Source organism: Bordetella tumulicola (genome assembly GCF_965138755.1).
Lineage (GTDB): Bacteria > Pseudomonadota > Gammaproteobacteria > Burkholderiales > Burkholderiaceae_B > Bordetella_A > Bordetella_A tumulicola.
The window spans coordinates 11,110-35,271 of the sequence record NZ_CBCSFP010000016.1 but is presented as its reverse complement, the minus strand read 5'-3'; the positions used below and the strand labels follow the sequence as shown (position 1 = coordinate 35,271).

Here is a 24,162-nt window from a genome sequence, read left to right as displayed (position 1 = left end):
CATGGCACTATAAGTACAGCACACACTATTTCTGCTTCTTCCGGTGCCGCGCACGTTGTGCGACATCGCGACCAAGCCGCGCCTTGCGCGCATTTCGCCCCTGTGGCGTGAGTACCCGCCCCGGCCCCTACCAGGGAGCCCGGTTCGTACCCAAACCTGCCGGAACATGTGTTTATGTTCCACCGCGGCCCAAGCCCGCTTGGGCTCCCGCGTTTACCGCCTTCGGGCGGAGCGTAAGCCACAAAAACCGGCGCGCGCGCATCGACCAAGGAGAGTCAATATATGGCGAAAGAAGAACTGATCGAACTCGACGGCATTGTGGACGAAGTGCTGCCTGACAGCCGCTATCGTGTCACCCTGGACAACGGCATCGAAGTCGGCGCCTACGCGTCCGGCCGCATCCGCAAACACCGCATCCGCATTCTGGCGGGTGATCGTGTCACGCTGGAAATGTCCCCCTACGACCTGACCAAGGGTCGCATCAATTTCCGTCACAAAGACGAGCGCGCCCCGAGCACGCCGCGCCCCCCGTACCGCAATCACCGCTAAAGCCGCAGTGCTGCTGAGCGCGGGCCCGCAGGCGCTTTAGCGCCCGGCCCTGGCACGACTCAGCGCGTCGCTGTCCCGATGAAAATCGCGGGGTCTACCCGCGCATCGTTCAAGCTGACGTTCCAATGCAGGTGCGGCCCGGTCGCACGACCCGTCGAGCCCACTTTGCCGACGACTGCGCCACGCTCAACATCGTCGCCTACTTTCACATCGATCGCCGACAAGTGGCAGAACATGCTGATAAAGCCCTGCCCATGGTCGACGAACACGGTGTTGCCATTAAAAAAATAATTGCCTACCAGAACGACGCGCCCGGCGGCTGGCGCTTTGATAGGCGTGCCCGCGGGCACGGCAAAATCCAGGCCAGAGTGCGGATTGCGCTCCTCGCCATTGAAAAAACGCCGTAAGCCAAAGGGGCTGGACAAGCGCCCATTTACCGGGCGATCCAGCATCACATTGCTGGGTGTAATGCCTGCTCGGTAGGTACGATACGCCGCAATTTGTTCGTCAAGCTCGCGCTCGATGCGCTTGAGGTCATCGGGATTGGGAGAGACCTGGCGCTTGTTTTTCAGCTTGATATGCTGCGCCTTGTACTCTTTAGTACCAACGTCGAATCCGGCGGTCTCTCCGCCCTGTACCTGCAACGCCTGGCGACCAGGCTTAGTGCTCAGCGGGATCCCCACCACTGCGATCCACTGCTGATCACTATCGCGAATGACCATGACGCGGTGGCCATTAAAGCGGGCTTGCGGGGCCTGCTCGGCCACCCCTAGCGGCACCACCGCCACGCCGCCCGGTACCGGGTGATCAAGCGTGCGGCTGATATAACCCTGGGCCTGCGCCACCGTAGCACCGCAAACCGCTGCCCATAACATCACGTGGCCCATCAGGCGCGCCAGCCGCTGCCGTGTCGAACGACGTTGCATCACATCTACAGGCACAGATTCGCCGCCTCGGACAACGCCGTGCTATAGCGTGCGATACGACTCGTCAGGCGAGCATCGGTTTTGCCTTTCCACGTCGTGGCAGTCAAGACGGCCTCGACACCCATCGTGCCCCCAACGACCAACTCATAGCCGTTATGTACCTCGTGGCGCTGCGCCACGGTACCCTGCCCTTTCCAGGCCGAGTCGACACACTGCACATATTCCGCGGCAGTACGCGTCGTAGAACCAAAAAATATCGGCTCACGCTCGCGGATATCTTTGGCCGAGGCACAACCGGCCAGCACGCCGACGCAGGCCAACAACGCAGCAAACTTTACATTCATCAGACAGACTTCCAAAAAAATGGGAAAAAACCCGTAAGACTATAGCGCAACCCACCTCAGGCGGTCGGCTTGCGCAGCGCCGATTTCGGCCGGAACGCCTTGACCACTGACTCGTGGGTTTCCGCATAGGGACCGCCGATCAAATCAATGCAATAAGGAACGGCGGCAAACACACCCTGCACCACCACAGCGCCCGACGCATCACGCAGCCCCTCCAGGGTTTCGCTGATCGCTTTGGGCTGTCCGGGCAAATTGATAATCAGGGCGGCACGATCGGCGGTTTCGCGAATCACAGCGACTTGCCGCGACAAAATCGCGGTAGCTACGAATTTCAAGCTGACCTGACGCATTTGTTCGCCAAAGCCCGGCATCTCTTTGGTGGCCACCGCCAGCGTGGCCTCGGGCGTCACATCGCGGCGTGCCGGCCCGGTCCCTCCTGTCGTCAGCACCAAATCGCACCCCGCGACATCCACCAATTCGATCAGGGCAGCAGAGATCGCCTCGGCCTCGTCGGGAACCAGACGCTCGACGGCCTGCCAGGACGATGACAGGGCCTTGCCCAGCCACGTCTGTAGCGCGGGCAACCCCTGATCCTGGTAAGCCCCGGACGAGGCGCGATCAGAAATGGAAACCAGCCCCACGATCAGATCGTCGGGATGGCGGCGGGCGAGAGGCGACACAGTGGATGACATGACAATGATCACAGAGGAAAACGTCGATGCTATCGCATTCAAGAGCGCTTGGCTGCCTGATCCGTGAGTCGTCATAAATCTGTAATAATTGCACCTGCGCTCACCGACTCTCCCCTCCCCCATGCTTCATCTCTTTTCAGGTCTGGACTTCTGGATCGGCCTCAGCTTGGTCTTGGCACTCACCTTCGTCCTGGCCTTCGAATTCATCAATGGCTTTCATGACACAGCAAATGCCGTCGCCACCGTCATTTACACCAAGGCGATGCCGCCTCACCTGGCAGTGATGCTATCGGGGATATTTAACTTCCTCGGCGTATTGCTGGGCGGTGTAGGCGTGGCCTATGCCATCGTTCATTTGCTGCCCGTCGAACTCCTGATCAACGTCGATACCGGCCGTGGGCTCGCGATGGTCTTTGCGATGCTGGCGGCCGCCATCACGTGGAATCTGGGCACCTGGTACTTCGGGATTCCCGCCTCCAGCTCCCACACCCTGATCGGATCGATTCTGGGCGTAGGTCTAGCCAACGCCTTGCTCACCGATCTGCCACTGGCCGACGGCGTCAACTGGAACAAAGCGATCGATATCGGCCTGTCGCTCGTCGTGTCGCCGCTTGCGGGCTGCCTGGTGGCCGGTTGTCTGCTCCTGCTGTTCAAACGCTGGTGGCCGGCCTCCAAGATGCACACAACGCCGGAGCAACGCCGCGAAATCAATGCCAAAAAGCACCCGCCGTTCTGGAATCGGCTGGTGCTGGTGCTCTCGGCCATGGGCGTCAGTTTTGTCCACGGTTCGAACGATGGCCAAAAAGGCATCGGCCTCATCATGCTGGTTCTGATCGGCATTGTGCCTGCGCAATTTGTGCTCAACGAAAACAGCACGACCTATGAAATCGACCGTACTCGCGATGCGGCCACGCACCTGCGCACGTTCTACATACGCCACCAAGCCACGCTGGATGACTTCCTGGCGCTGTCAAAGAACCGTCACGACAGCAGTGACCTACCCAAGCAATTCACCTGCCATCCCGAACTCACGCTCGCCACCATTGACGCCCTGCAAGAAGACCTGCTGGGCGTGACGCGGTACCAGGACCTGTCGCCGGCCAAACGGATCAGCGTTCGTCGCTATCTGCTGTGCCTGGACGATACCGCCAAGAAAGTCGCCGCGATAGACGGCCTGGAGGACAGCGATCGCAAAGACCTGAGCCAACTGCGGGCCGACCTGACCGCCACCACGGAATACGCCCCATTCTGGGTCATTGTGGCCGTCGCACTGGCTCTCGGTATCGGTACCATGGTCGGCTGGCGACGCGTGGTGCAAACCGTCGGCGAGAAAATCGGCAAACAAGGCATGACCTATGCTCAGGGTATGTCGGCACAACTGACGGCCGTCGCCGCCATTGGCATGGCTAATGTCTTTAGCCTGCCAGTCTCGACCACGCATGTCTTGTCCTCGGGCGTGGCCGGTACCATGATTGCCAACAAGAGCGGACTGCAAAGCAGCACCATCCGGACGATCTTGCTGGCATGGGTACTGACCCTGCCCGCTTCGATGACACTGGCGGCCGGGCTGTTCTGGATTGGCGTGATGATCGCCGGCTAGGCGATCAGAGGCGGTTCAGCGACGCGGTTTGCGTGGCGCATTGTGCGCCGCGCGATCGTAAACCCAGTTCGGCAACCCCCGCATCAAGCGCGCGACGATCCCCATTTGCCACGGGATCACGGTATAAGACACGCCTCGCTCAATGGCCACCTGGGCGCGCGCCGCAAAATCGTCTGCCTCCATCAAGAATGGCATCGAATACGGGTTTTTCTCGGTCATGGCCGTTTTGATGTAGCCCGGCGCAATGGTGACGACCTTGACACCCGCACTTGCGAGCTCCAGCCGCAAGCTTTCACAGTAGCTGATGACTGCGGCTTTAGAAGAGCTATAGGCGCCCGCCCCCGGTAATCCTCGCATACCCGCAACACTCGCAATCCCGACCAGTCGACCCGCGCCGGCTTGCCGCATGGGTTGGATGAACGGCTCGAAAGTGGCCACGGTGGCCAGCAGATTAGTGTCGACGATGGCCTTGAATACCTCGAAATCCTCGGCATGCTCGGTCAACGTGCCGACACTGATGCCCGCACTGGCAATGACCACATCCACCCTGCCCTGATTCGCCGCCAGAAAATCGCGTGCGGCGGCATGTAAGGCATCACGGTCACGCACATCCAGGGCATAACAAAGAGGTTCACCGGGCAACGCGTCGGCCAGCTCGCGCAAGGCATCGCCGCGACGCGCGACGAGCCCCAGCCGGGCACCCGCGCGCGCATAACGCCACGCCAACGCCCGACCCAGACCACTCGAAGCGCCCGTAATAAAAACCGTCGTCATGACCCCTCACATCGTGACCCGGCAGAGAGGCCGGGATAACCATCATCATATCGCCTGGATCCTGCTGTGTTCAGGCGAAAAAAAGCCTGAGTTCGGCGCAATACCGAGCTCAGGCCTTCAGGCCCTGGCGTCTGACCATCTCTCGTCTGAGGGTCAGTTCACCAGGCTCACTTTTCCGACGCAGTGGCGTGCTTACTGTTTCGGCAAGCTGGCGTGCAGCTCTTGCAACGAATACACCTGCAGGCCCAGGCCCTGACGCAGGTATTGCATCCCTTCGACAGCAGCGCGGGCGCCCGCGATGGTAGTAAAGAACGTCACACGTCCGGCCAGAGACTGGGTACGGATCGTACGCGAATCGGCAATCGCATTACGACGCTCTTCGACGGTGTTGATCACCAAGGAGATCTCGCCGTTCTTGACCATGTCCACAATGTGCGGGCGGCCTTCGGTGACCTTGTTCACGGTCTGCACCGGGATGCCCGCGCCCGAAATCTGCGCGGCCGTGCCGCGTGTTGCCACCAGCTTGAACCCCAGGTTATGCAAACCTCGCGCCACCTCGACGGCACGGAACTTATCCTGGTCTTTCACACTGATAAAGACGGTGCCGTCTTCGGGCAAACGCACGCTGGCAGCCAACTGCGATTTGACGAAAGCCTCGCCAAAACTCATGCCCACGCCCATGACCTCGCCCGTCGACTTCATTTCAGGGCCGAGGATGGTGTCCACGCCCGGGAACTTCACGAACGGGAACACGGCCTCTTTCACCGAGAAGTACGGCGGCACCACTTCGTGCGTGATCCCTTGATCCGCCAGCGTGCGACCCGCCATGGCACGCGCAGCGATCTTGGCTAACTGCAAGCCCGTCGCCTTGGAGACATACGGCACCGTGCGCGAGGCACGCGGGTTGACCTCCAGCACGTAGACGTCGCCGCCTTGAATCGCGAACTGCACGTTCATCAGGCCACTGACGTTCAGCGCACGCGCCATCATCGAGGTCTGGCGCTTGATTTCGGCAATGACCTCGGCCGACAACGAATACGGCGGCAGGCTGCACGCCGAGTCGCCCGAATGCACGCCGGCCTGTTCGATGTGTTCCATCACACCGCCGATGAAAACGGTCTCGCCATCGGCGAGGCAATCCACGTCGACTTCGGTGGCATCGTTCAAGAAGCGGTCCAGCAGCACCGGCGAGTCGTTGCTGACCTTGACCGCCTCACGCATGTAGCGCTCGAGGTCTTGTTGCTCGTGCACGATTTCCATGGCGCGGCCGCCCAGCACGTAGCTGGGACGCACTACCAACGGATAACCAATGTCGGCGGCATGAGCCAGGGCCTCGCCTTCGGTGCGCGCGGTGCGATTGGGCGGCTGACGCAAGCCCAGCTTGTTCAGCAGTTTTTGGAAACGCTCGCGGTCTTCGGCAATGTCGATCGACTCGGGGCTGGTGCCAATGATGGGCACCCCGTTCGCCTCCAGCGCACGCGCGAGCTTGAGCGGCGTCTGACCGCCGTATTGCACAATCATGCCCACGGGATTTTCTTTGTGGACGATTTCCAGCACGTCTTCGAGCGTCAACGGCTCGAAATACAAACGATCAGACGTGTCGTAGTCGGTCGAGACGGTCTCGGGATTGCAGTTGACCATGATGGTTTCATAACCATCCTCACGCAACGCCAGCGCGGCATGCACGCAGCAATAGTCGAACTCGATCCCTTGTCCGATGCGGTTCGGGCCACCGCCCAGCACGATGATTTTTTTGCGATCGGTGGGCTGCGCCTCGCACTCGTCCTCGTACGTGGAGTACATGTAAGCGGTGTGAGTGGAAAACTCCGCCGCGCAAGTGTCCACGCGCTTGTAGACCGGACGCACATTCAGCTGATGACGCAGCTTGCGAATCTCGGACTCCGACGAATCCAGCAAAAATGCCAGGCGACGATCCGAGAACCCCATGCGCTTGAGTTGCCACAGCGTTGCGTAGTCCAGATCGGCCAGCGTCTTTTGTTCGAGCGCCAGCTCGATATCGACGATTTCCTTGATCTGGGACAGGAACCAGGGATCAATGCTCGTGAGCTGATGAACCTCGTCCAGGCTGAATCCCTGCGCAAACGCATCCCCCACGTACCAAATACGTTCGGGACCGGGCTCGCCCAACTCGATCTGCAATTTCTCGCGATCGGTCGTTTTCTGGTTCAGGCCATCGACACCGACCTCAAGGCCACGCAGCGCCTTTTGGAAAGACTCTTTAAAGGTGCGGCCGATCGCCATGACTTCGCCCACCGACTTCATCTGCGTCGTCAAACGGGAATCGGCTTGCGGGAATTTTTCGAACGCAAAACGCGGCACCTTGGTGACCACGTAATCGATGGAGGGCTCGAACGATGCCGGCGTTTCACCTCCGGTGATTTCGTTGCGCAACTCGTCCAGCGTGTAGCCCACCGCCAAGCGCGCGGCGACCTTGGCGATCGGAAAGCCGGTGGCCTTGGACGCCAGCGCCGACGAACGCGACACGCGCGGGTTCATCTCGATAACGATCATGCGACCGTCATTGGGGTTGACGGCGAACTGCACGTTCGAGCCACCGGTGTCCACACCGATTTCGCGCAGCACCGCAATGGATGCGTTGCGCATGATCTGATATTCCTTGTCGGTCAGCGTCTGGGCAGGCGCCACCGTGATGGAGTCACCTGTGTGCACTCCCATGGGATCCAGGTTTTCGATCGAACAAATGATGATGCAGTTGTCGGCCTTGTCGCGCACGACCTCCATCTCGAACTCTTTCCAGCCCAAGAGGGATTCCTCGATGAGCAGTTCGTTCGTCGGCGATGCCTCGAGGCCGCGACGGCAGATGGTTTCGAACTCTTCGGCGTTGTAGGCAATACCGCCACCCGAGCCGCCCATCGTAAAGCTGGGGCGGATGACGGCCGGAAAACCCGACGTACCGGTGTCGCCGGCGATACGGCGCTGGACTTCCCAGGCCTCGTCCATGCTGTGGGCAACGCCCGACTTGGCCGACTCCAGGCCAATATCGGTCATGGCTTGCTTGAATTTCTGGCGGTCTTCCGCCTTTTCGATAGCGTGCTCGTTGGCGCCGATCAGCTCGACGTTGTGCTTTTTCAGCACGCCGTGATGGGCGAGGTCCAACGCGCAATTCAGCGCGGTCTGGCCGCCCATGGTGGGCAACAACGCATCGGGCTTTTCGCGCTCGATGATTTTTTCCACCGCCTGCCAGGTAATGGGCTCGATGTAGGTCACATCGGCCGTTTCCGGATCGGTCATGATGGTGGCGGGGTTACTGTTGACCAGGATGGTACGGTAGCCCTCGGCCTTGAGCGCCTTGCACGCCTGGGCGCCGGAGTAATCGAATTCGCATGCCTGCCCGATGATGATGGGGCCGGCACCGATGATGAGAATGCTTTTTAGGTCTGTACGCTTGGGCATAATGCGATAGTTATTTTTGGCCGGCCATCAGGCTGATGAATTTGTCGAACAGCACGATGATGTCGTGCGGGCCCGGGCTGGCCTCGGGATGGCCCTGGAAGCAGAAAGCGGGACGGTCGGTCAGCTCGAAACCCTGCAGGGTGCCGTCAAACAGCGACACGTGCGTCGTGCGCGTATTGGCCGGCAACGTGGCCGCATCCACGCCAAACCCGTGGTTCTGGCTGGTGATGAAGACCCGCTTGGATTCGAGATCCTGCACAGGATGGTTCGCGCCATGGTGGCCGGTTTTCATCTTGACCGTCTTGGCGCCAACGGCCAACCCCATGATCTGGTGACCCAGGCAAATACCGAAGGTCGGGAGCTTGCGCTCCAGGTACACCTTGGTGGCGGCGATGGCATAGTCGCAAGGCTCTGGGTCGCCCGGGCCGTTGGCCAGGAACACCCCATCAGGATTGAGCTTGAGCACGTCGTCGGCCGACGTTTCAGCTGGTACCAGGGTGATGCGGCAGCCACGATCAGCCAGCAAGCGCAGAATGTTGTACTTGACGCCAAAATCGTACGCCACGACATGGAAACGGTCCTGGGCCGGCGAGGAAAAGCTCTCGCCCAGTTGCCAAGTACCTTGTGTCCAGTCTTGCGGGGACTTGATGGAAACGACCTTGGCGAGGTCCTGTCCCACCATGCCGGGAAAGCCACGCGCCAATTCGACGGCACGCTCGGCGTCGTCGCCCACCAAAATACATGCGCCCTGGGCGCCACTGTCACGCAAGATACGGGTGAGCTTGCGGGTGTCTACGCCCGAGATCGCGACCACGCCTTGGTCAGCGAGATATTCGGGTAATGAATGGGTCGCGCGAAAATTCGACACTCGCGACGGGCAGTCACGCACCACCAGGCCCGAAGCCAGGATGCGCGACGTTTCGACGTCTTCGGCGTTGACGCCCGTATTGCCGATGTGCGGATAAGTCAGCGTGACGATCTGGCCGTTGTAGCTGGGATCGGTCAGGATTTCCTGATAGCCGGTCATCGATGTGTTAAACACGACCTCGGCGACAGTATGTCCTGGCGCGCCTATAGACACGCCCCGGAAAATGGTACCGTCCGCCAAAGCCAGAATTGCAGGAGGGAAGCGATCAGCGCCCTCGGGAAAAAGTTGCGGCAGCACAGTAAACCCCGGTTTCAGAATCGATAATCAAACCTTCGAATTATACCTCGAAAGGCCATTCCCCCCCGAGAACCGCGCCAACTCAGGTCGAATGCGGTGTTTTTTGACGCCGGGCCGCCCCAAGGCAAAAACGCCCTCTCGGGGGGCAGCAAGCCGAAGGCGCGGCGTGGGGGCTTTCTTTTGTGTCAAAACCCTGTCGCGCATAGTGATAACCTAGGCCTTTATCGTGAACCTTAGCCTACGTTGATCCGTCCCTATGTCCAGCCAGCTTGAAGCTCTGCGTCACCATACCACCGTTGTTGCCGATACCGGTGATTTCGAAGCCATGCGGGCGTTACGCCCGACCGACGCAACGACCAATCCGTCGCTCATCCTGAAGGCCGTCCAAAAAGACGCCTATCGGCCGCTGCTGCAGCAGGTCGTGCACGACCATCGCGGCGCGTCGCCCGCCGAGCAGACCGATCGCCTGCTGGTCGCCTTTGGCCGCGAAATCCTGAATATCGTGCCGGGCCGGGTCTCGACCGAAGTCGACGCCCGCCTGTCGTTTGACACTCGCGCCACCGTGGAACGCGGCAAAGGCCTGATCGCGCTCTACGAGGCCGCCGGCATCGCGCGCGACCGCGTGCTGATCAAAATCGCCTCTACCTGGGAAGGCATCCAGGCCGCCCGTGTCCTGCAGGCCGATGGCATTCGTTGCAACCTGACCTTGCTGTTCTCCCTGCCGCAGGCCATGGCGTGCGCCGACGCGGATGTGCAGTTGATTTCGCCATTCGTTGGCCGTATCTACGACTGGCACAAAAAGGCCGCCGGCGCCGACTGGGTCGAAGCCGATCGCACTGGCGTCAATGACCCCGGCGTGCAATCAGTCACCGAGATCTACCGCTACTACAAGCATCACGGCATCACAACCGAGATCATGGGCGCCAGCTTCCGTAATGCCGGCCAGATCCGGGCCCTTGCGGGTTGCGATCTGCTCACTATCAGCCCCGAGCTCCTGGCGGAACTGGACCAGGCCTCTGGCGATGTCCCGGCACAACTCAGCCCGGCCACCATCGGCGATGATGTGCCCGCACATCGCACGGCAGACGAGATCTGGTTCCGCACCGAGCTCAATGCCAATGCGATGGCGACGGAAAAACTCGCCGAGGGTATCCGCCTGTTCTCGGCGGATGCGGTCAAGCTTGACACCTTGCTCGCCGCTGCCGCAGGCTAGGTCGCCCGCCAAGACGAAAAAAAAGCTCAACAGATCACTCCGTTGAGCTTTTTTAATCAGGCTGTATTGCCCCCGATGGCTCAGCGATCGTCGTGCGAATGCACCTGCAGCGCCTCGAGGAAACGAGACACCATGTTGTAGGCGGCCACTGTCGCCGTCAACTCGACCATCAATTTGTCCGTGCCCATGGCCTGACGGGCCGCTTCGAAAACGGGTTGTGGGACCTGGACGTGACGCGTCATTGTGTCGGTGTAGGCCAACACGGCACGCTCGGCCTGCGAAAACAGATCTGAGGACTCCCACTCATCCAGCGCATCGAGCTGAGCCTGGCTGATGCCCTCTTTCAGGGCGATCGGCGCGTGTTGATCGGCCTCGTACGGTGCGCCGTTGATCACGGCAACGCGCATGATGACCAATTCGCGCAGGTCGCCCGGCAAGGTGCTGAGCTGGCGTATAGACGTCAGGTAATTCAGCCATCCGCTCGCCACGGCCGGGCTGTGCAACAGCATTTGGTACAAATGCAGTACACCGCCACGTTCGGCAACGATGCGATCGACCAACGGTTTGGCTTCGGGGTGCGAGAGATCAGCGTAAGAAAGACGTGCCATGATGGAATTTCCTAAAAAACGCTTCGGCCTGCTACAGCCGGAGCAGATCGATAGTTAGAGCTTCTCGGTTTCGCCCGTCTTGGGCTGCCACTTCATCAAACGTTTTTCGCCCAATCCCACGATGTAGTCGAGCAACAAGGCAAAGGCGGTCAGCACCACAATCCCGGCGAACACGGTATTGACGTCAAACGTGCCTTCGGCCTGCAGGATCAGATAGCCAACGCCGCTGGCCGAACCCAGATATTCGCCCACGACTGCGCCCACGAACGCCAGGCCCACCGAGGTATGCAAACTCGAAAACACCCAACTGGTCGCCGAGGGCAAATACACGTGACGTAGCAATTGACGGCGTCCTGCCCCGAGCATGCGGGCGTTATCCAGCAACGTCGGGCTGACTTCGCGCACGCCTTGATAGACGTTAAAGAAGACAATAAAGAACACCAGCGTCACGGCCAGCGCCACCTTGGACCAGATGCCCAAGCCAAACCACATGCCGAAAATAGGCGCCAGAATCACGCGCGGCATCGAGTTTGCGGCCTTGATATACGGGTCGAGAATCGCACTGGCGGTATTGGACAGGCCCAGCCACAACCCAAAACCCAGGCCTGATATCGTACCAATGAAAAACGCCAGGACGGTCTCGGACAACGTCACCCACAAGTGCCGATAGATATCCCGGTTCGCGATGAACCAATCCCAAATCCGGCCCCATACCTCGAGAGGTTGGCCAAAGAAGAACGCCACTTTAGGATCCTTCGATGCGACGTACCAGACCACCAGGATGATCACCAGCAACAACAGTTGCCAAAACCGCAAGCCGAATGACGAACCCGGCTTAAATAATTTCAACATATCAGGCTCGCTTTTGCTGGGCATAGCCCTTGAGGACTTCGTCGCGCAACACGCCCCAAATGGCTGCATGCAATTCAACAAAACGCGGATGGGTGCGCACTTCGGCCACGTCGCGAGGACGCGGCAGATCGATGGCAAACTCGCCGATGGGGTGCGTGCCCGGTCCGGCCGACAGCACCACCACCCGGTCGCTCATGGCAATGGCCTCGTCCAGATCATGCGTAATGAACAACACAGCCTTGCGCTTGGCCATCCACAACTCAAGCACCTCGTTTTCCATCAGCTGACGCGTCTGGATATCGAGTGCCGAGAACGGCTCGTCCATCAGGATGATGTCGGGATCGCGGATAAGCGTCTGCGCCAGCATGGCGCGCTTGCGCATGCCGCCAGACATCTGATGGGGATAGCGATCTTCGAAACCGCCCAGGCCGACCCGACGCATCCAGTCACGACCCTGCTCGAGCGCCTCGGCGCGCGCCACGCCGGCAAACTCCAGCCCGGCGATGACGTTTTCCAGGGCGCTGCGCCACGGCAGCAACGCCTCGCCCTGAAACATATACCCCGCGCGGGTGTTGATACCCTGCAAGGGTTGACCAAAAACCTTCACCTGCCCCGACGACGGCCCCAGCAGGCCGGCCCCCACATTGAGCAATGTGGACTTGCCACAGCCCGTAGGCCCGACTACCGAGACAAACTCTCCCGGCGCGATAGCAAGTGTCGTGTCCTGAACGGCGGTGTAGCGTTTGCCCCCGCCATCGCGGGACACGAAAGTGCAGGTGATATGGTCAAGTAAAAGTGCTGCGTCAGACATTGATTACTTCTCGTTGGCGCGGCGCGTATATTCATTGGTCCAGCTTTTCGCCGGATCGATCTTTGCCGCATCGAAACCCTTGACGTAAGCAGCCAATGCCTTGATGGCCGTGGCCGCACCGTCTTCGGGAATCATGCCATCGGGAGACAGGCCATCCATGCTCTTTGTCAGAGCGGCCTTGTAAACCTCGGGTTCGCCCAGCAAGTATTGCGTTGGCACCGTCTTGGCGATTTCTTCGATGCTGACCTCGTGAATCCATTTGTCGGCACGCACGATCGCATTGGTCAGTGCCTGCACCGTGTTGGGATTGGCATCAATGAACTCCTGCGGCGCGTACAGGCAGCCCGCAGGCATATTGCCGCCAAAAATTTCCAGCGTGTCTTTCAACGTGCGGGTATCGACGATAATGTCCATATCGCCAGACTCCGTCAGCATCGATACCACGGGGTCCGTATTGGACAGGGCGTCGATCTGGCCGCTGCGCAACGCCGACACGGCGCCCGCGCCCGCGCCCACGCCGATGAAAGAAACATCGCTGTCTTTCAGGCCATGCTTGGACAAGAAAAAGCTGACCACCATATTGGTCGACGAGCCAGGCGCCGTCACACCGATTTTCTTGCCTTTCAAGTCTGCCGGGGTCTTGTAGTTGGGCATCGTCTTTTTCGAGACGCCGACGCCGATCATGGGCGCACGGCCCTGCTGCACAAAGGCGCGATAGAACTGCCCCTTGGACTGCATGTGCAGCGTATGTTCGAATGCGCCGGACACCACATCGGCGCTGCCCCCCACCACGGCCTGCAGGGCCTTGGAGCCACCCGCGAAGTCCGCAATGCGAAGATCCAACCCTTCGTCCTTGAAGAAACCTTTTTGCTCGGCGATGGTCAGCGGCAGGTAATAGATCAGCGCCTTGCCACCTACTGCGATCTGCACATCGGCTTTTTCAAGCTTTTGTGCCCGCACAATGGCTGGCGCCAGGCTCATCACACCGGTTGCACCGGCCAGTTTCAGCAATTCACGACGAGTGATTGACATGGAGCGTCTCCTTTGCCGCCAAGCGGCCTGTGTGTCTGTTGTGCGGCCTGATTGGCCGTCGTCTAGTCCTTGGGCGAGCCTGAACCAAACGGCCAGGCAACGCGAGGGATCATACTCCAGTGATTTCACGACACGCTAGGCTGATTTGCGCTCCATCAATGCCCAGGCAATCGTCCCCGCATCCACGTACTCCAGCTCGCTACCGGCCGGCACACCACGCGCCAGGCGCGTCACGTTCAGCCCCTTGTCGGCCAGGGCCTCTCCCAGAAAATGCGCCGTCGTTTCCCCTTCGGCCGTGAAATTCGTCGCCAGGATGACTTCCTGTACCACGCCATCGGAAACGCGTGCCAGCAGCCGCTCGAAATCGAGCTCGCGCGGGCCGATCCCCTCGAGCGGCGCCACACGGCCCATCAGCACGTAATACAAGCCACGGTAGCCGTGGCTGGCCTCGATCATATTTTGATCGGCTGGCGTTTCGACAATGCACAGCAACGACGGATCACGCTTGGGATTGGCACACGTCGCGCAGATCTCGTTTTCGGTAAAGCTGTTGCAGCGCGAGCAATGACGCAAATTTTGCACCGCCCCCGCCAGCGCCCGGCCCAGCATATCGGCCCCCTGCAGATCATGCTGCATCAGGTGATACGCCATGCGCCGAGCCGAGCGCACGCCCACCCCGGGTAAGCGGCGCAAGGCCTCGATCAACGAGATCAGAGGCTCGGGTTCAGGCAGTTGAGAATCCATCTCGATAACGAAAACAACAGAAAGAAACGACTAAAAGCAGCGGACCGACACGGCGGCCCACCGCGCGCACTCAAAAGGGCAGCGTCATACCCGGCGGCAACGGCATACCGGCGGTCACACCAGCCATTTTCTCTTGTGCCGTGGACTCTGCCTTGCGCAGGGCATCGTTAAAGGCTGCCGCGACCAGATCTTCGATCATGTCTTTGTCGTCCGTCAGCAGGCTGGGATCGATGGAAACACGCTTGACGTCATGGCGGCAGGTCATGGAGACCTTGACCAAGCCCCCGCCCGAAGCGCCTTCGACGACGATATCGGCCAGCGCATCCTGGGCCTTTTTCATGTTTTCCTGCATCTGCTGCGCTTGCCGCATCAAACCGGCCAATTGTCCTTTCATCATGATGGGAACGTCCTTGAATGAGGGTAAAAATTCAACAAAAAATGGGTTCAAAAAGCGATCGCAGACACATTTCGTCGCTCATGCGGAGGGATCAACCGCACGCACTAGGCGGACCTGCCCGCCAAAATCGTTTTTCAACGCCAGCACAAAGGGATCAACTGCCGCTGCCTCTTCTGCGGCCTGTTGTCGAGCGGCCTTTTCAATCTGCGCCACCGCGTGGGCTGTGCCATCGCCCGTGGCGCCGACCTCGATTTCCAGTCGCAGCCCCTGTCCAAAATGCTCGCACAATACCGTTTGCAGGCGCACACGGCTTTCGCTCTCGGCCAGGGTTTTGACCGCAACGCGCAACACGACCGCATCGCCCTGCACGCCACTCCATTCACTTTGACGCGCCAACTCGGCAGCCAGCCCCGTGACCGGCAACTGCGCGGCCAAGGCCGGCCACTGCGCCGCCGACATATTCTTGAGGCTCGCGCCAGACCGACGTGCACGGCGCGAAGGCGCAGGCTGATTACGCGGAGCAGGCACCGGTGCAATCGCGGGCTCAGATGTCGCCAGCGTCTCAAACTCATCATCCGGATCGGTGGTGAACTGCGCCGTGGGAAAGTAACCGCCCTCAACCTCGTCCGGGATATCCTCATCCACCCACGCCGGCGGTTCGTCCGCGTGGACGGCAGACGCTGACTTCGTTGACGTATGAGTGGACGCGGGCGTGACAGCCAGCGCGGCCGCAGGCGGCGTTTTCCCCTCGGATCGCGAGGCGGAATCCGACGCCGCCCCGGGGGGAATATCCTCCCAAGGCGGAATATCATGCGCTGCGGAAGCAGACTGATCATGCGCCGTCGAGGCGGGTTCGACCTGCGCGGCGCCGGGGGACTGCGACGCTACGGAACCCGACTGGGCAGGCCCGACGCCGGCAGCCGGCGAACGATCTGCAGCATGGCTCCCTTCGGCCACGCTTGCCTCAACGGCAGTCGTATTCGCCGCAGGATGCCCTTCGGCCGCCCCGGACGCCGACGCTTTGGGAGCAGATACGCTGGAGCCCGTTGCCGTTACAGGCGTCGACGCCGCGGCAGCCAACGCCGGCTCGCTCTGCACCGCAGCGCCAGCCGGCCCACCCGAAATCGGAGCCGCATCCATTGTTGCGCTCGCAGCGGCACCAGACGCCACGGACGGAGTCACGCCTCCTGCCTGAGTCGCCACCTCCGCTTGAGCCGGCGGCACCGCCACCGGCGTTTGCAAGGCCGTCTGCGGCCCCGCCTGGCCGTTCAGCGCCAGCATGCGCAAACAAGCCATGACAAAACCCGCATACTCATCGGGCGCCAGAGACAATTCACTGCGGCTATGTACCGCCACCGAGTAAAACAACTGCACCGCATCCGGATGCAGCACCGTCGCCAAGCGCGCAGTATCCGCCGCAAGCGGATCCTCGGCCAACGTCGCACCCGGCACGCGCTGCTCAATCGCCACGCGCGACAACAACACCGCCAAATCCGCCAACGCCCCCGCGTACGACAAACCACGGGTCGATAACTCGTCCGCCACTGCCAACACGCCAGCCGCCTCACCCGCCGCCAGCGACTCGAGCAAACGCACCAGATGCCGTTGGTCAATCGTGCCCAACATGCCGCGTACCGCGTCTTCGGTGAGATTACCGGCGCTATAAGCGATCGCCTGATCCGCCAGGGACAACGCATCGCGCATCGACCCGCCCGCTGCCTGCGCAATCAAACGCAACGCGGGCAACTCATTCGCAACGGACTCGTCGGCCAACACCGTCTGCAAATGACCAACAATGGCATCCGGCGGCATTTGCTTGAGATTGAACTGCAGACAACGCGACAACACCGTCACCGGAATCTTCTGGGGATCCGTTGTTGCCAAAATAAACTTCACATGCGGCGGCGGCTCCTCCAGCGTTTTCAGCATCGCATTAAACGCATGCCCCGTCAGCATGTGGACTTCGTCGATCATGTAGACCTTGTAGCGACCCGAGCCGGGCGCATACACGGCCTGCTCCAGCAACTGTGTCATATCCTCGACACCCCGGTTTGAGGCAGCATCGAGTTCAAGGTAATCAACAAAGCGACCCGCATCAATCTCGGTACACGCGCGGCACTCACCGCAGGGCCGAGACGTAATGCCCGTCTCACAATTCAACGATTTGGCCAAAATGCGCGACAGCGTCGTCTTGCCCACACCGCGCGTGCCCGTAAACAGCCAGGCGTGGTGAAGGCGCTGAGAATCAAGCGCATGCGTCAGCGCACGCACAACGTGATCCTGGCCTACCAGGGTATCAAACGAACGCGGACGCCACTTTCGGGCCAGTACCAGATAAGTCATGGGCGGATTGTAGAGCCAGTTAGACGGGCCGGCGCGCCGGAAATACAAAGGGGCGCCGCAACCAGGGCGCGAACCGCCAAAATACTGACAATTCGTCCGATTACGGCGCCCCATTGGGGAAACCGGATGACGAGCCTTACTCCGGCACTGATCCTAAACGACTGTGGCTGCTTCGTTCCCGACCTGACCAGGTTCACCGCCGAACCATGCGAAGGGGCCCGTCAAATGAGATTCTAGCAGAGCGGCCGGGAGGCCGCTTGCTTGACTCTCATTTGGCGAGCCCCAGGGGGCCTGCATGCGCCCAAGCCGAGCCGATTAGGCCCACGCGACCACTGCCCCTGACGGCGACATCAGAAGAACACCGATTCCTGACAGCAAAACAACCTCAACTAAGCAGCAAAAACTACAAATCCATCCAAAGCTGCGCCCGCGGAAAGTACAAAGCGGCCCGCGCCGGGCGGGTATCCAAGGCCGTGACCTGAGTGCAGTAGCGCAGCAGTTGATCCGCATGGCGCTGGCGCATGCGGGTGGCGAAATGTTCCGTGGACTCGCCGGAGTGTGGACGGGTAGTTTTGTAGTCGACGATCAGCCAGCCGTCTTCGGTGCTGAGCGCTAGATCAATGACGGAAACGCGGCCGGTGGCATCGATGAGAGGCCACTCGCGGCGAGCGGAGGATTGGGAGAGCAGCCAGCGGCCGCGATCATGATCCAGCGTGGCCAGCAGCGTGTCCAGCACGGATTGAGCGGCATCGGGCGCCTGGCCGGCAGGCAGGCCGGCGCGGGTCAACTGCTTTTGCATGACCGGGAGATAACGGCGTAACGTATCGGTGGGCCACGCCGCTAGGCCGTCCTGGCCAATACGGGCCAACCACGCGTGTGCGAGCGTTCCGATAGCAGCGTCGTAGCCTGTTTCCAATTGCCAGGCGGGATGCTCCGCCCCCTGCCCCACCGCTGCACTCTGGCCGCCGACAGCAAAGCCCGGCCCGCTCATGCGGGGCTGCCGGGTGCGCAAAATCTCGATGGCCTCATTGGCCAAACGATGTAACGGCTCGCCGCCCTGCTGACCCGCCAGACCCTCGTCCGCCAACGCAGTCTCTTGCCAGTCTGCGGGCGGCATCCTCTGATCGGCGGGTAGCCATTCCCACAACCGACCCAGCAGACTATTGGCCGCCGGCGGCTTGGCCTGCCCAGTAGCGGGATCTATCGCCACATTGCCCACGAGGCACAGACGATGGCGCGCACGCGTGGCGGCCACATACAACAAGCGATCGGTCTCATAGTCCGCGCGACGTCCTTCGCGCAAACTCAAATAGCGCGAAATCGGATCGGCCTCCTTGTCCGCGCGCGGCTTGACCGGGCCAAACAACACGCGCTCGCCGCTTTGCTCAAAGCTCACCAATGGCGCGCGATCGGCCCGAGACGACTTGTGCAGACCATACAAAATGACCGTATCAAACTGCAAACCCTTGGACTTGTGCATGGTCATAATCTCCACCACACCCTCGCCATCGGCGCCGCCGTCCGGAGCCGCATAGAGTCGTCCCAGCGCCGTATCCAGTTGTGCAGGATCGAGTCCGCCGTGGGGCGCCAGGCGTTCAATCAAGACAAACAGACTTTCCGCGTCCTCGGCCGCGCTAGCGCTCGCGTACAACGCCTCGCCGCCCAGGCGATGCCAGAGTGACTCCAGCCAGGCTGCCAACGGCATCGCGCCACTGGCATTGCGGGCATCGCGCAAAATCGGCGCAACCTGACTCAAGCGGGCGTACTCATCGGCGGGCAAAATTTGCTGTGCCAGGCACGGCGCCGCGGACACTGGCTCATCCCAGAGGGACAAGCTTTGGCCCGCAGGTTGCCCGGCTACCTCCTGCACCTCACCTTCGGACACCCGCAACGCCGCATCCAGCAACGTGGGAATAGGCGTGGTCAAGTCGTGACCAAACAAGGCATGCAATGTCGTCAGTGTCAGTCCGCACCACGGCGCGCGCAACACAGACAGCCACGCCAGACGATCAGCCGGATGCGCCAAGGCACGTAATAGCTGCACCAGATCCGACACGACCTGACGCTGCCCCAGCGGCACCAAGTCCACAGCACGACACGCGATACCCGCTTGCGTTAAACGACGCACCAATTGCCCTAAATGCCCCCGTGCACGCACCAAAATCGCCACGGGATGCCGGCTGGCAGGATCACGATCGTGCAACGCCTGACGAACCAGATCGACCGTCAGCACCTCGGCAGCCGCATTGGCCGCAGCGGCCCCATCCGCACTAAAAGCCCCATAAAAACGCACCGGATCACCCGGCAACGACGGATTAAACGCCGCCGAATCGGTATAAGCAATGGCCCCGGCAGCGGCATCATTGCGCGCGGGCAACAACCCACGGAACGTCGCATTCACCCATTCGACCACGCCCGCTTGTGAGCGGAAGTTGTCCGTCAGTTGCAGGAAACCCGGCGTGATTTCGCCTACGCCATGCTCGGCTGCTTGCAAGAACAACCCCACCTCGGCCTTGCGAAAGCGATAAATCGACTGCATGGGATCGCCCACTAAAAACAGCGTCCGCCCATCACCCGACTGCCAGCCCGAAGTCAGCGTATTCAACAAATGGATTTGCGTCAGGCTGGTGTCCTGAAACTCATCGATCAACAAATGCCGGATCGAGGCGTCAAGTTTCAGTAGCAACTCACCCGGATCATCGGCCGATCCCAACGCGAACGAGGCACGTTGCGCGATCTCGATGAAATCCACTTCGCGCGTTTCGGCAAAACGCAAATGCAATTGGGCCACCGCCAACTTCAGCGTGGTCAACTGTGCGCTTAGCACCCGCCACTGCGCCTCGCTGAATTCGGCCGGAGGCACTTTATCGATCGCGTCCAGCATCCACACCCAGGCCGCATTGGGATCCGCATCGCCCAGCCACTGTGCAAACCCCTCTTTGTGCTCGCACTTAGCCGGAAAGCCAAGATTTTTATTCACACCGCGCGGGCTACGCAATCCCCCTGTCGAGGTCAACAACAGGTGGCGCACGGCTTTCCACTGATCCAGATGGGCAGCATCAGGCTCCAGGGGCTCATCCCAGTCACGCAACGCGGCCAACGGATGGTCCGTGCCCGCCTCATCCAATACCGCCACCGCCATACGGGCCGGCCAACACAGCGCTTCGTCCCACCCCATCGGCATGGCGTTCGTCAAGGCATCCAGATCTTCGCCAATGGCCTCGGCCAACGCATCCTGCAAGGACTCGCGATCGCTTGCGCTGGCCAGCAGAGGCAACCATTGATCGCGCTGACCCAGCATGGCAGAGATCGCCTCGACCGCCGCCTGCGTATCGACATCCAGGTGTTTGAGCAAAACACGCACATCCTCAAACTCATCCGCCATTGCCAATGTCGCACGTGCGGCCGCTTGGTAATGGACCTGTGCATCGTCGGCAATGTCGGGCATACCGCCCAACTCCGACAACCACGGCATGCCGCGCACCAGGCCAGCGCAAAACGAGTCGATCGTCCGGATCGCCAAGCGGGCGGGATGCTGCAGCACCTTCCAGCCCAATGCTGCATCGCGTGCCAACGCTTCACGTGCCAAATGCCAACTGCGCTGGCCGTGCTCGGTCTCGGGCATCGGCCCATTGCCGTCGCGCAATTTGCTGAGCACCCGTGCGTGCATTTCCGAGGCCGCTTTGCGGGTAAACGTAATTGCGACGATTTCTTCCGGTCGATTGACCGTCGCCAGCAACGCCAAAATACGATCCGTCAGCAACTCCGTCTTGCCCGACCCCGCGGGGGCCTGTACCAAAAACGACGCGGCAGGATCCAGCGCTTGTGCACGCGCCACATAATCAGAAGGTTGGCGGCTCGATCCACTCATGCTGCGTCGTCCTCGTCTTCTAGATGCAACCGCAGAAATGGCATGGCATCACAATACTTCAGATCATCCTGGCGATAGACCACATTGGCGGCATAACCCGACGCATACTCATCGGCCAGACTCTCGACGGCGCCTCGCCAACGCAGCAAAATGTCGCGCCACGCCTGCCCGTCAAACGCCTTGCTCTTGTCCGCCGCCGTTACCCCCGTGATACCCAAGTCCGTATCGGTCAATCCGGTCGCAGTGACTTGGCGTGCATGCACCTGAGCCAACACCAATGCAGCTACATCCGCGTCCGGCGTATCGCCAGACAACACCGCGGCATAAAACGGCAACTGTAAATTCACAGGACGCACGCGCGCCCAATCCGACTCGGGATTGCCCGGCGCCATGCCCGTCTTGTAATCAACAATCACCGCCCTGCCATCGGGCAGCCGATCCAGGCGATCCAAACGCACCGTCAGAGCCAATGGCCCGCGCGACCAGTGATGCGACTCTTCGACCTGAGCCACCTCAAACGGCAAACGTTGCGCCTCCAGATCAAACCAATCCGCCAGCACTTTTCGTGCGCGTTCGCATTCCAGATCGCGCAATGCCGTGGGATACGTTTTCAGCTCGGTGCTTGCGGCTTCGTCAACGGCCTGATCAATCAGGGCCGACAATTTTCCTTGTTCTATCGCCGTGTGCAAGGCTTCCTGGCAAGAGAACATACGCCACACCAACTCCAACGCACGATGCAAAAATTGTCCGCGTACATTCTGGCTGGCCATCTGCGCATAATCAGCAAGCGCTCTGCCCCCCAACCGGTGACGGACAAACGCCCAAAGCGGATTGCGCGCCTGCGTATCCAGCACATCCAGGCCGCCCGTCGCACCCGCCGCACCGGCCAACGGCAATGCGGGACCGCTATCGTCCACCAATATTTGTTGCGGCAAAATCTCTGGCACCCCTGCAGCAGGCATTTGCCAATCCATCAATGGCACCTGCGCGATCAACGGCGACGGCCTGAGTTCGCGCTCACCCTCCAGATGTGCATGACTCACCACCACCTCGGGTGCACAGCGACACAGCGCCGTATACATGGATTCCGCCCACTGCCGCTCGCGCTCAGGCGTCGCGCGAGGCGCCCCTGCCTGACGCAGCACCACCAACGGCAATAGCGGGTTGGGTTGGGGCGTCGCGGGCAAGACATCATCGGTCAACCCCAAAATCCACACACCATCCCAGTGCCCCCCCTCGGCCTCCAGCAAGCCCAGCACATCCAGACGTGCCGACGGGTCGCGCTGCGGCTGAAATGACGACGATGCGGCGGCACGCTCCAACAACCGCACCGCGCTGCGGCCACTCAACCGCCCGGCAGCCGGTGCTAGCGCCGCGTAGCGACCCAGCAACTCGCCCAACGCGCCCATCACCTGATAGCCCACACTATCCAGTGGTCGCTCGCCCGGGAAACCCAGAGTCACCAATGCTGCGCGTATCGCGGGCATCCACTCGTCACAGGTGGCGCGCTCACCGACGTGCCGCCAGCCCGCCAATGCAGCGGTCCATGCGGCCGAGAGGGCGAGCTCTCGCCCCCCTTCATTGACCAATTCCCGTCGCCAACGTCCCGCGTCAATGCGGCTAAGCTCTTTACGACGCCATCGCGCGTCAATCGCGGCGAACATCGCGCCATCACCGCGGTCGCCCGCGCAATGGCCGGCCAACAACGCTGCGCCCAGTACCGCGGTATCCACGGCCTCGACCTCGGCCATTGTGGCCAAAGCATGCAGCCAGGCCAGTGCCGCGCGTACCGCCGGCCATTCCGTCAGCGGCCGCCCCACGGCAACGTTAAAAGCATGTTCACCCGGCGCCAGCGCCTGGCCCACCACCCGGCGCGCAAATGGCGACTCCGCCTGCAATTGCGCCGACACAATGGCATAGCGCCCTGACGGGTACGCGTCCAGCCGCTGTGCCGCCCAGGCCGCCGCCGCTCGCCATTCACCGCCGCCATCGTCGGCGCAATAGCGGGTCGGTAAAGCCACATCCGCCTCGACATCGCGCAGCCACGCCAATTCCGATCCGCCCTCCTGAAACGCATTCAGTAGCGCGGCGAAACGCGGCGAAACATCGGTAAATCCCGCCAGCACCAGATACCGCGGCGCGGCCACGTCGCTTTGCTGCAACGCCGCCAGCACGCGCGCATAGCCCTGATTCGCGTCTTCGGCATCAATCGACCGCAACCGTTCGCGATAAGACTGCCGCCAACGCGCAAAACCTCGATACTCGTCCGTATCCGCGCCGCTCGGCACCTGCAATGCCCACTCATCCATCAACGTGTCGGCGTCCATCGCCAGGGCGGCCGCCTGGGCGGTATCCAGCAACACCCGATCGCCCTCTTCGGCGCTGATCGCATCCACCCAGACCATTTGCGCGGCAAATGTATCCAAACGATGCGCGGGTAAATCGACATCCGCCACAAACGCCAAATCTGCCGCGGCCTCGACCAGCCAAGCGGCCAACGGCAACACTCGTGGTAACTCGCTGACCTGCCGCTCGCGGCGCAACTGGCCCGCCAGATCCAGCGTCAATCGACGGGCCAACCGGTTGTTGACGGTCAGGAGCAACGTCTGCGCCGCCGGTAACTGTCCAGCCTGCTCCAGCGTAATCAGACTGCGGGATTCTGCGTCGTAGTTCATGCCAAGCGGGTTAACCGAGAATTTTGGGTGTTAAAAGCCGCTAGGATACCCGCATCATTTGGTGACTTGTGTGCCATTTTCGCTGGAGTTGACTTCCCGTCAGGTGCAACAGCCTACACTGTGTCACACTG

The 24,162-nt window shown here is 61.0% G+C and carries 18 protein-coding genes and 1 other RNA gene; 3 read left to right on the top strand and 16 right to left on the bottom strand.

The genetic code is table 11. From position 1 onward, the window contains the following. Window positions 1-282 precede the first annotated feature (282 nt). A complete protein-coding gene (gene infA / locus ACNAZS_RS25170) occupies window positions 283-549 on the top strand; it encodes a translation initiation factor IF-1 (protein WP_415793298.1) in 267 nt (88 codons plus the stop codon). Between the two features lie 59 nt (window positions 550-608). Here infA and ACNAZS_RS25165 read toward each other — a convergent pair whose 3' ends face one another. From ACNAZS_RS25165 to mog, 3 genes are read right to left on the bottom strand one after another with little or no spacing between them, the layout of a single operon-like run. Continuing rightward, a complete protein-coding gene (locus ACNAZS_RS25165; RefSeq protein WP_415793332.1) occupies window positions 609-1,436 on the bottom strand; it encodes a peptidoglycan DD-metalloendopeptidase family protein in 828 nt (275 codons plus the stop codon). A gap of 44 nt (window positions 1,437-1,480) precedes the next feature. Beyond that, on the bottom strand, window positions 1,481-1,819 hold the full coding sequence (locus ACNAZS_RS25160) for a hypothetical protein (protein ID WP_415793297.1): 339 nt from the start codon (window positions 1,817-1,819) through the stop codon (window positions 1,481-1,483). A 56-nt stretch (window positions 1,820-1,875) separates the two neighbouring features. Next, entirely contained in the window at window positions 1,876-2,511 is a 636-nt protein-coding gene (gene mog / locus ACNAZS_RS25155) for a molybdopterin adenylyltransferase (RefSeq protein WP_415793296.1), read from the bottom strand. A 121-nt stretch (window positions 2,512-2,632) separates the two neighbouring features. Here mog and ACNAZS_RS25150 point away from each other — a divergent pair, with 121 nt between their 5' ends. Beyond that, entirely contained in the window at window positions 2,633-4,111 is a 1,479-nt protein-coding gene (locus ACNAZS_RS25150; RefSeq protein WP_415793295.1) for an inorganic phosphate transporter, read from the top strand. Between the two features lie 15 nt (window positions 4,112-4,126). Here ACNAZS_RS25150 and ACNAZS_RS25145 read toward each other — a convergent pair whose 3' ends face one another. The 3 genes from ACNAZS_RS25145 to carA all read right to left on the bottom strand — a co-directional run bounded on the left by ACNAZS_RS25145 (window position 4,127) and on the right by carA (window position 9,485). Then, window positions 4,127-4,885, bottom strand: a complete 759-nt coding sequence (locus tag ACNAZS_RS25145; RefSeq protein ID WP_415793294.1) for an SDR family oxidoreductase — start codon at window positions 4,883-4,885, stop codon at window positions 4,127-4,129. Between the two features lie 192 nt (window positions 4,886-5,077). Next, window positions 5,078-8,320, bottom strand: a complete 3,243-nt coding sequence (gene carB, locus ACNAZS_RS25140) for a carbamoyl-phosphate synthase large subunit (RefSeq protein ID WP_415793293.1) — start codon at window positions 8,318-8,320, stop codon at window positions 5,078-5,080. Window positions 8,321-8,330: 10 nt separating this feature from the next. Further along, complete coding sequence (carA, locus tag ACNAZS_RS25135; RefSeq protein WP_415793292.1) at window positions 8,331-9,485, bottom strand: glutamine-hydrolyzing carbamoyl-phosphate synthase small subunit; 1,155 nt, start codon at window positions 9,483-9,485, stop codon at window positions 8,331-8,333. 256 nt (window positions 9,486-9,741) lie between these two features. Here carA and tal point away from each other — a divergent pair, with 256 nt between their 5' ends. After that, window positions 9,742-10,698 carry a transaldolase gene (tal, locus tag ACNAZS_RS25130; RefSeq protein ID WP_415793291.1) on the top strand — a complete coding sequence of 319 codons (957 nt, stop codon included), beginning with the start codon at window positions 9,742-9,744 and terminating at the stop codon, window positions 10,696-10,698. Between the two features lie 80 nt (window positions 10,699-10,778). On the opposite strand, the gene ACNAZS_RS25125 is transcribed toward tal, so the two are convergent. From ACNAZS_RS25125 to ACNAZS_RS25080, 10 genes are all read right to left on the bottom strand, one after another. Then, the gene (locus ACNAZS_RS25125; protein ID WP_415793290.1) at window positions 10,779-11,306 is read right to left on the bottom strand and encodes a carboxymuconolactone decarboxylase family protein; all 528 of its coding nucleotides are present in this window, start codon (window positions 11,304-11,306) and stop codon (window positions 10,779-10,781) included. Between the two features lie 54 nt (window positions 11,307-11,360). Then, window positions 11,361-12,158 carry an ABC transporter permease gene (locus ACNAZS_RS25120; protein WP_415793288.1) on the bottom strand — a complete coding sequence of 266 codons (798 nt, stop codon included), beginning with the start codon at window positions 12,156-12,158 and terminating at the stop codon, window positions 11,361-11,363. A gap of 1 nt (window position 12,159) precedes the next feature. Continuing rightward, window positions 12,160-12,969, bottom strand: coding sequence for an ABC transporter ATP-binding protein (locus ACNAZS_RS25115; RefSeq protein ID WP_415793287.1), 810 nt, complete (start codon window positions 12,967-12,969; stop codon window positions 12,160-12,162). A 3-nt stretch (window positions 12,970-12,972) separates the two neighbouring features. Continuing rightward, on the bottom strand, window positions 12,973-14,001 hold the full coding sequence (locus ACNAZS_RS25110; protein WP_415793286.1) for an ABC transporter substrate-binding protein: 1,029 nt from the start codon (window positions 13,999-14,001) through the stop codon (window positions 12,973-12,975). 135 nt (window positions 14,002-14,136) lie between these two features. Beyond that, window positions 14,137-14,745: a recombination mediator RecR gene (gene recR, locus ACNAZS_RS25105; RefSeq protein ID WP_415793285.1), complete on the bottom strand. Its 609-nt coding sequence runs from the start codon at window positions 14,743-14,745 to the stop codon at window positions 14,137-14,139. A gap of 70 nt (window positions 14,746-14,815) precedes the next feature. Beyond that, on the bottom strand, window positions 14,816-15,142 hold the full coding sequence (locus ACNAZS_RS25100; protein ID WP_415793284.1) for a YbaB/EbfC family nucleoid-associated protein: 327 nt from the start codon (window positions 15,140-15,142) through the stop codon (window positions 14,816-14,818). Between the two features lie 78 nt (window positions 15,143-15,220). Further along, complete coding sequence (locus ACNAZS_RS25095) at window positions 15,221-17,485, bottom strand: DNA polymerase III subunit gamma/tau (protein ID WP_415793282.1); 2,265 nt, start codon at window positions 17,483-17,485, stop codon at window positions 15,221-15,223. 125 nt (window positions 17,486-17,610) lie between these two features. Continuing rightward, window positions 17,611-17,708: signal recognition particle sRNA small type (gene ffs / locus ACNAZS_RS25090), an RNA gene on the bottom strand. A 180-nt stretch (window positions 17,709-17,888) separates the two neighbouring features. After that, a complete protein-coding gene (locus tag ACNAZS_RS25085; protein WP_415793281.1) occupies window positions 17,889-21,356 on the bottom strand; it encodes a UvrD-helicase domain-containing protein in 3,468 nt (1,155 codons plus the stop codon). Continuing rightward, window positions 21,353-24,031 carry a PD-(D/E)XK nuclease family protein gene (locus ACNAZS_RS25080; RefSeq protein ID WP_415793280.1) on the bottom strand — a complete coding sequence of 893 codons (2,679 nt, stop codon included), beginning with the start codon at window positions 24,029-24,031 and terminating at the stop codon, window positions 21,353-21,355. The genes ACNAZS_RS25085 and ACNAZS_RS25080 overlap by 4 nt, the downstream gene beginning before the upstream one ends. Between the last annotated feature and the right edge of the window lie 131 nt (window positions 24,032-24,162).

Excerpts from the sequence above, each read along its gene's own strand:
- infA (WP_415793298.1), top strand. The coding sequence starts at position 283 with ATGGCGAAAGAAGAACTGATCGAACTCGACGGCATTGTGGACGAAGTG.
- ACNAZS_RS25165 (WP_415793332.1), bottom strand. The coding sequence starts at position 1,436 with ATGGGCCACGTGATGTTATGGGCAGCGGTTTGCGGTGCTACGGTGGCG.
- ACNAZS_RS25160 (WP_415793297.1), bottom strand. The coding sequence starts at position 1,819 with ATGAATGTAAAGTTTGCTGCGTTGTTGGCCTGCGTCGGCGTGCTGGCC.
- mog (WP_415793296.1), bottom strand. The coding sequence starts at position 2,511 with ATGTCATCCACTGTGTCGCCTCTCGCCCGCCGCCATCCCGACGATCTG.
- ACNAZS_RS25150 (WP_415793295.1), top strand. The coding sequence starts at position 2,633 with ATGCTTCATCTCTTTTCAGGTCTGGACTTCTGGATCGGCCTCAGCTTG.
- ACNAZS_RS25145 (WP_415793294.1), bottom strand. The coding sequence starts at position 4,885 with ATGACGACGGTTTTTATTACGGGCGCTTCGAGTGGTCTGGGTCGGGCG.
- carB (WP_415793293.1), bottom strand. The coding sequence starts at position 8,320 with ATGCCCAAGCGTACAGACCTAAAAAGCATTCTCATCATCGGTGCCGGC.
- tal (WP_415793291.1), top strand. The coding sequence starts at position 9,742 with ATGTCCAGCCAGCTTGAAGCTCTGCGTCACCATACCACCGTTGTTGCC.
- ACNAZS_RS25125 (WP_415793290.1), bottom strand. The coding sequence starts at position 11,306 with ATGGCACGTCTTTCTTACGCTGATCTCTCGCACCCCGAAGCCAAACCG.
- ACNAZS_RS25120 (WP_415793288.1), bottom strand. The coding sequence starts at position 12,158 with ATGTTGAAATTATTTAAGCCGGGTTCGTCATTCGGCTTGCGGTTTTGG.
- ACNAZS_RS25115 (WP_415793287.1), bottom strand. The coding sequence starts at position 12,969 with ATGTCTGACGCAGCACTTTTACTTGACCATATCACCTGCACTTTCGTG.
- ACNAZS_RS25110 (WP_415793286.1), bottom strand. The coding sequence starts at position 14,001 with ATGTCAATCACTCGTCGTGAATTGCTGAAACTGGCCGGTGCAACCGGT.
- recR (WP_415793285.1), bottom strand. The coding sequence starts at position 14,745 with ATGGATTCTCAACTGCCTGAACCCGAGCCTCTGATCTCGTTGATCGAG.
- ACNAZS_RS25100 (WP_415793284.1), bottom strand. The coding sequence starts at position 15,142 with ATGATGAAAGGACAATTGGCCGGTTTGATGCGGCAAGCGCAGCAGATG.
- ACNAZS_RS25095 (WP_415793282.1), bottom strand. The coding sequence starts at position 17,485 with ATGACTTATCTGGTACTGGCCCGAAAGTGGCGTCCGCGTTCGTTTGAT.
- ACNAZS_RS25085 (WP_415793281.1), bottom strand. The coding sequence starts at position 21,356 with ATGAGTGGATCGAGCCGCCAACCTTCTGATTATGTGGCGCGTGCACAA.
- ACNAZS_RS25080 (WP_415793280.1), bottom strand. The coding sequence starts at position 24,031 with ATGAACTACGACGCAGAATCCCGCAGTCTGATTACGCTGGAGCAGGCT.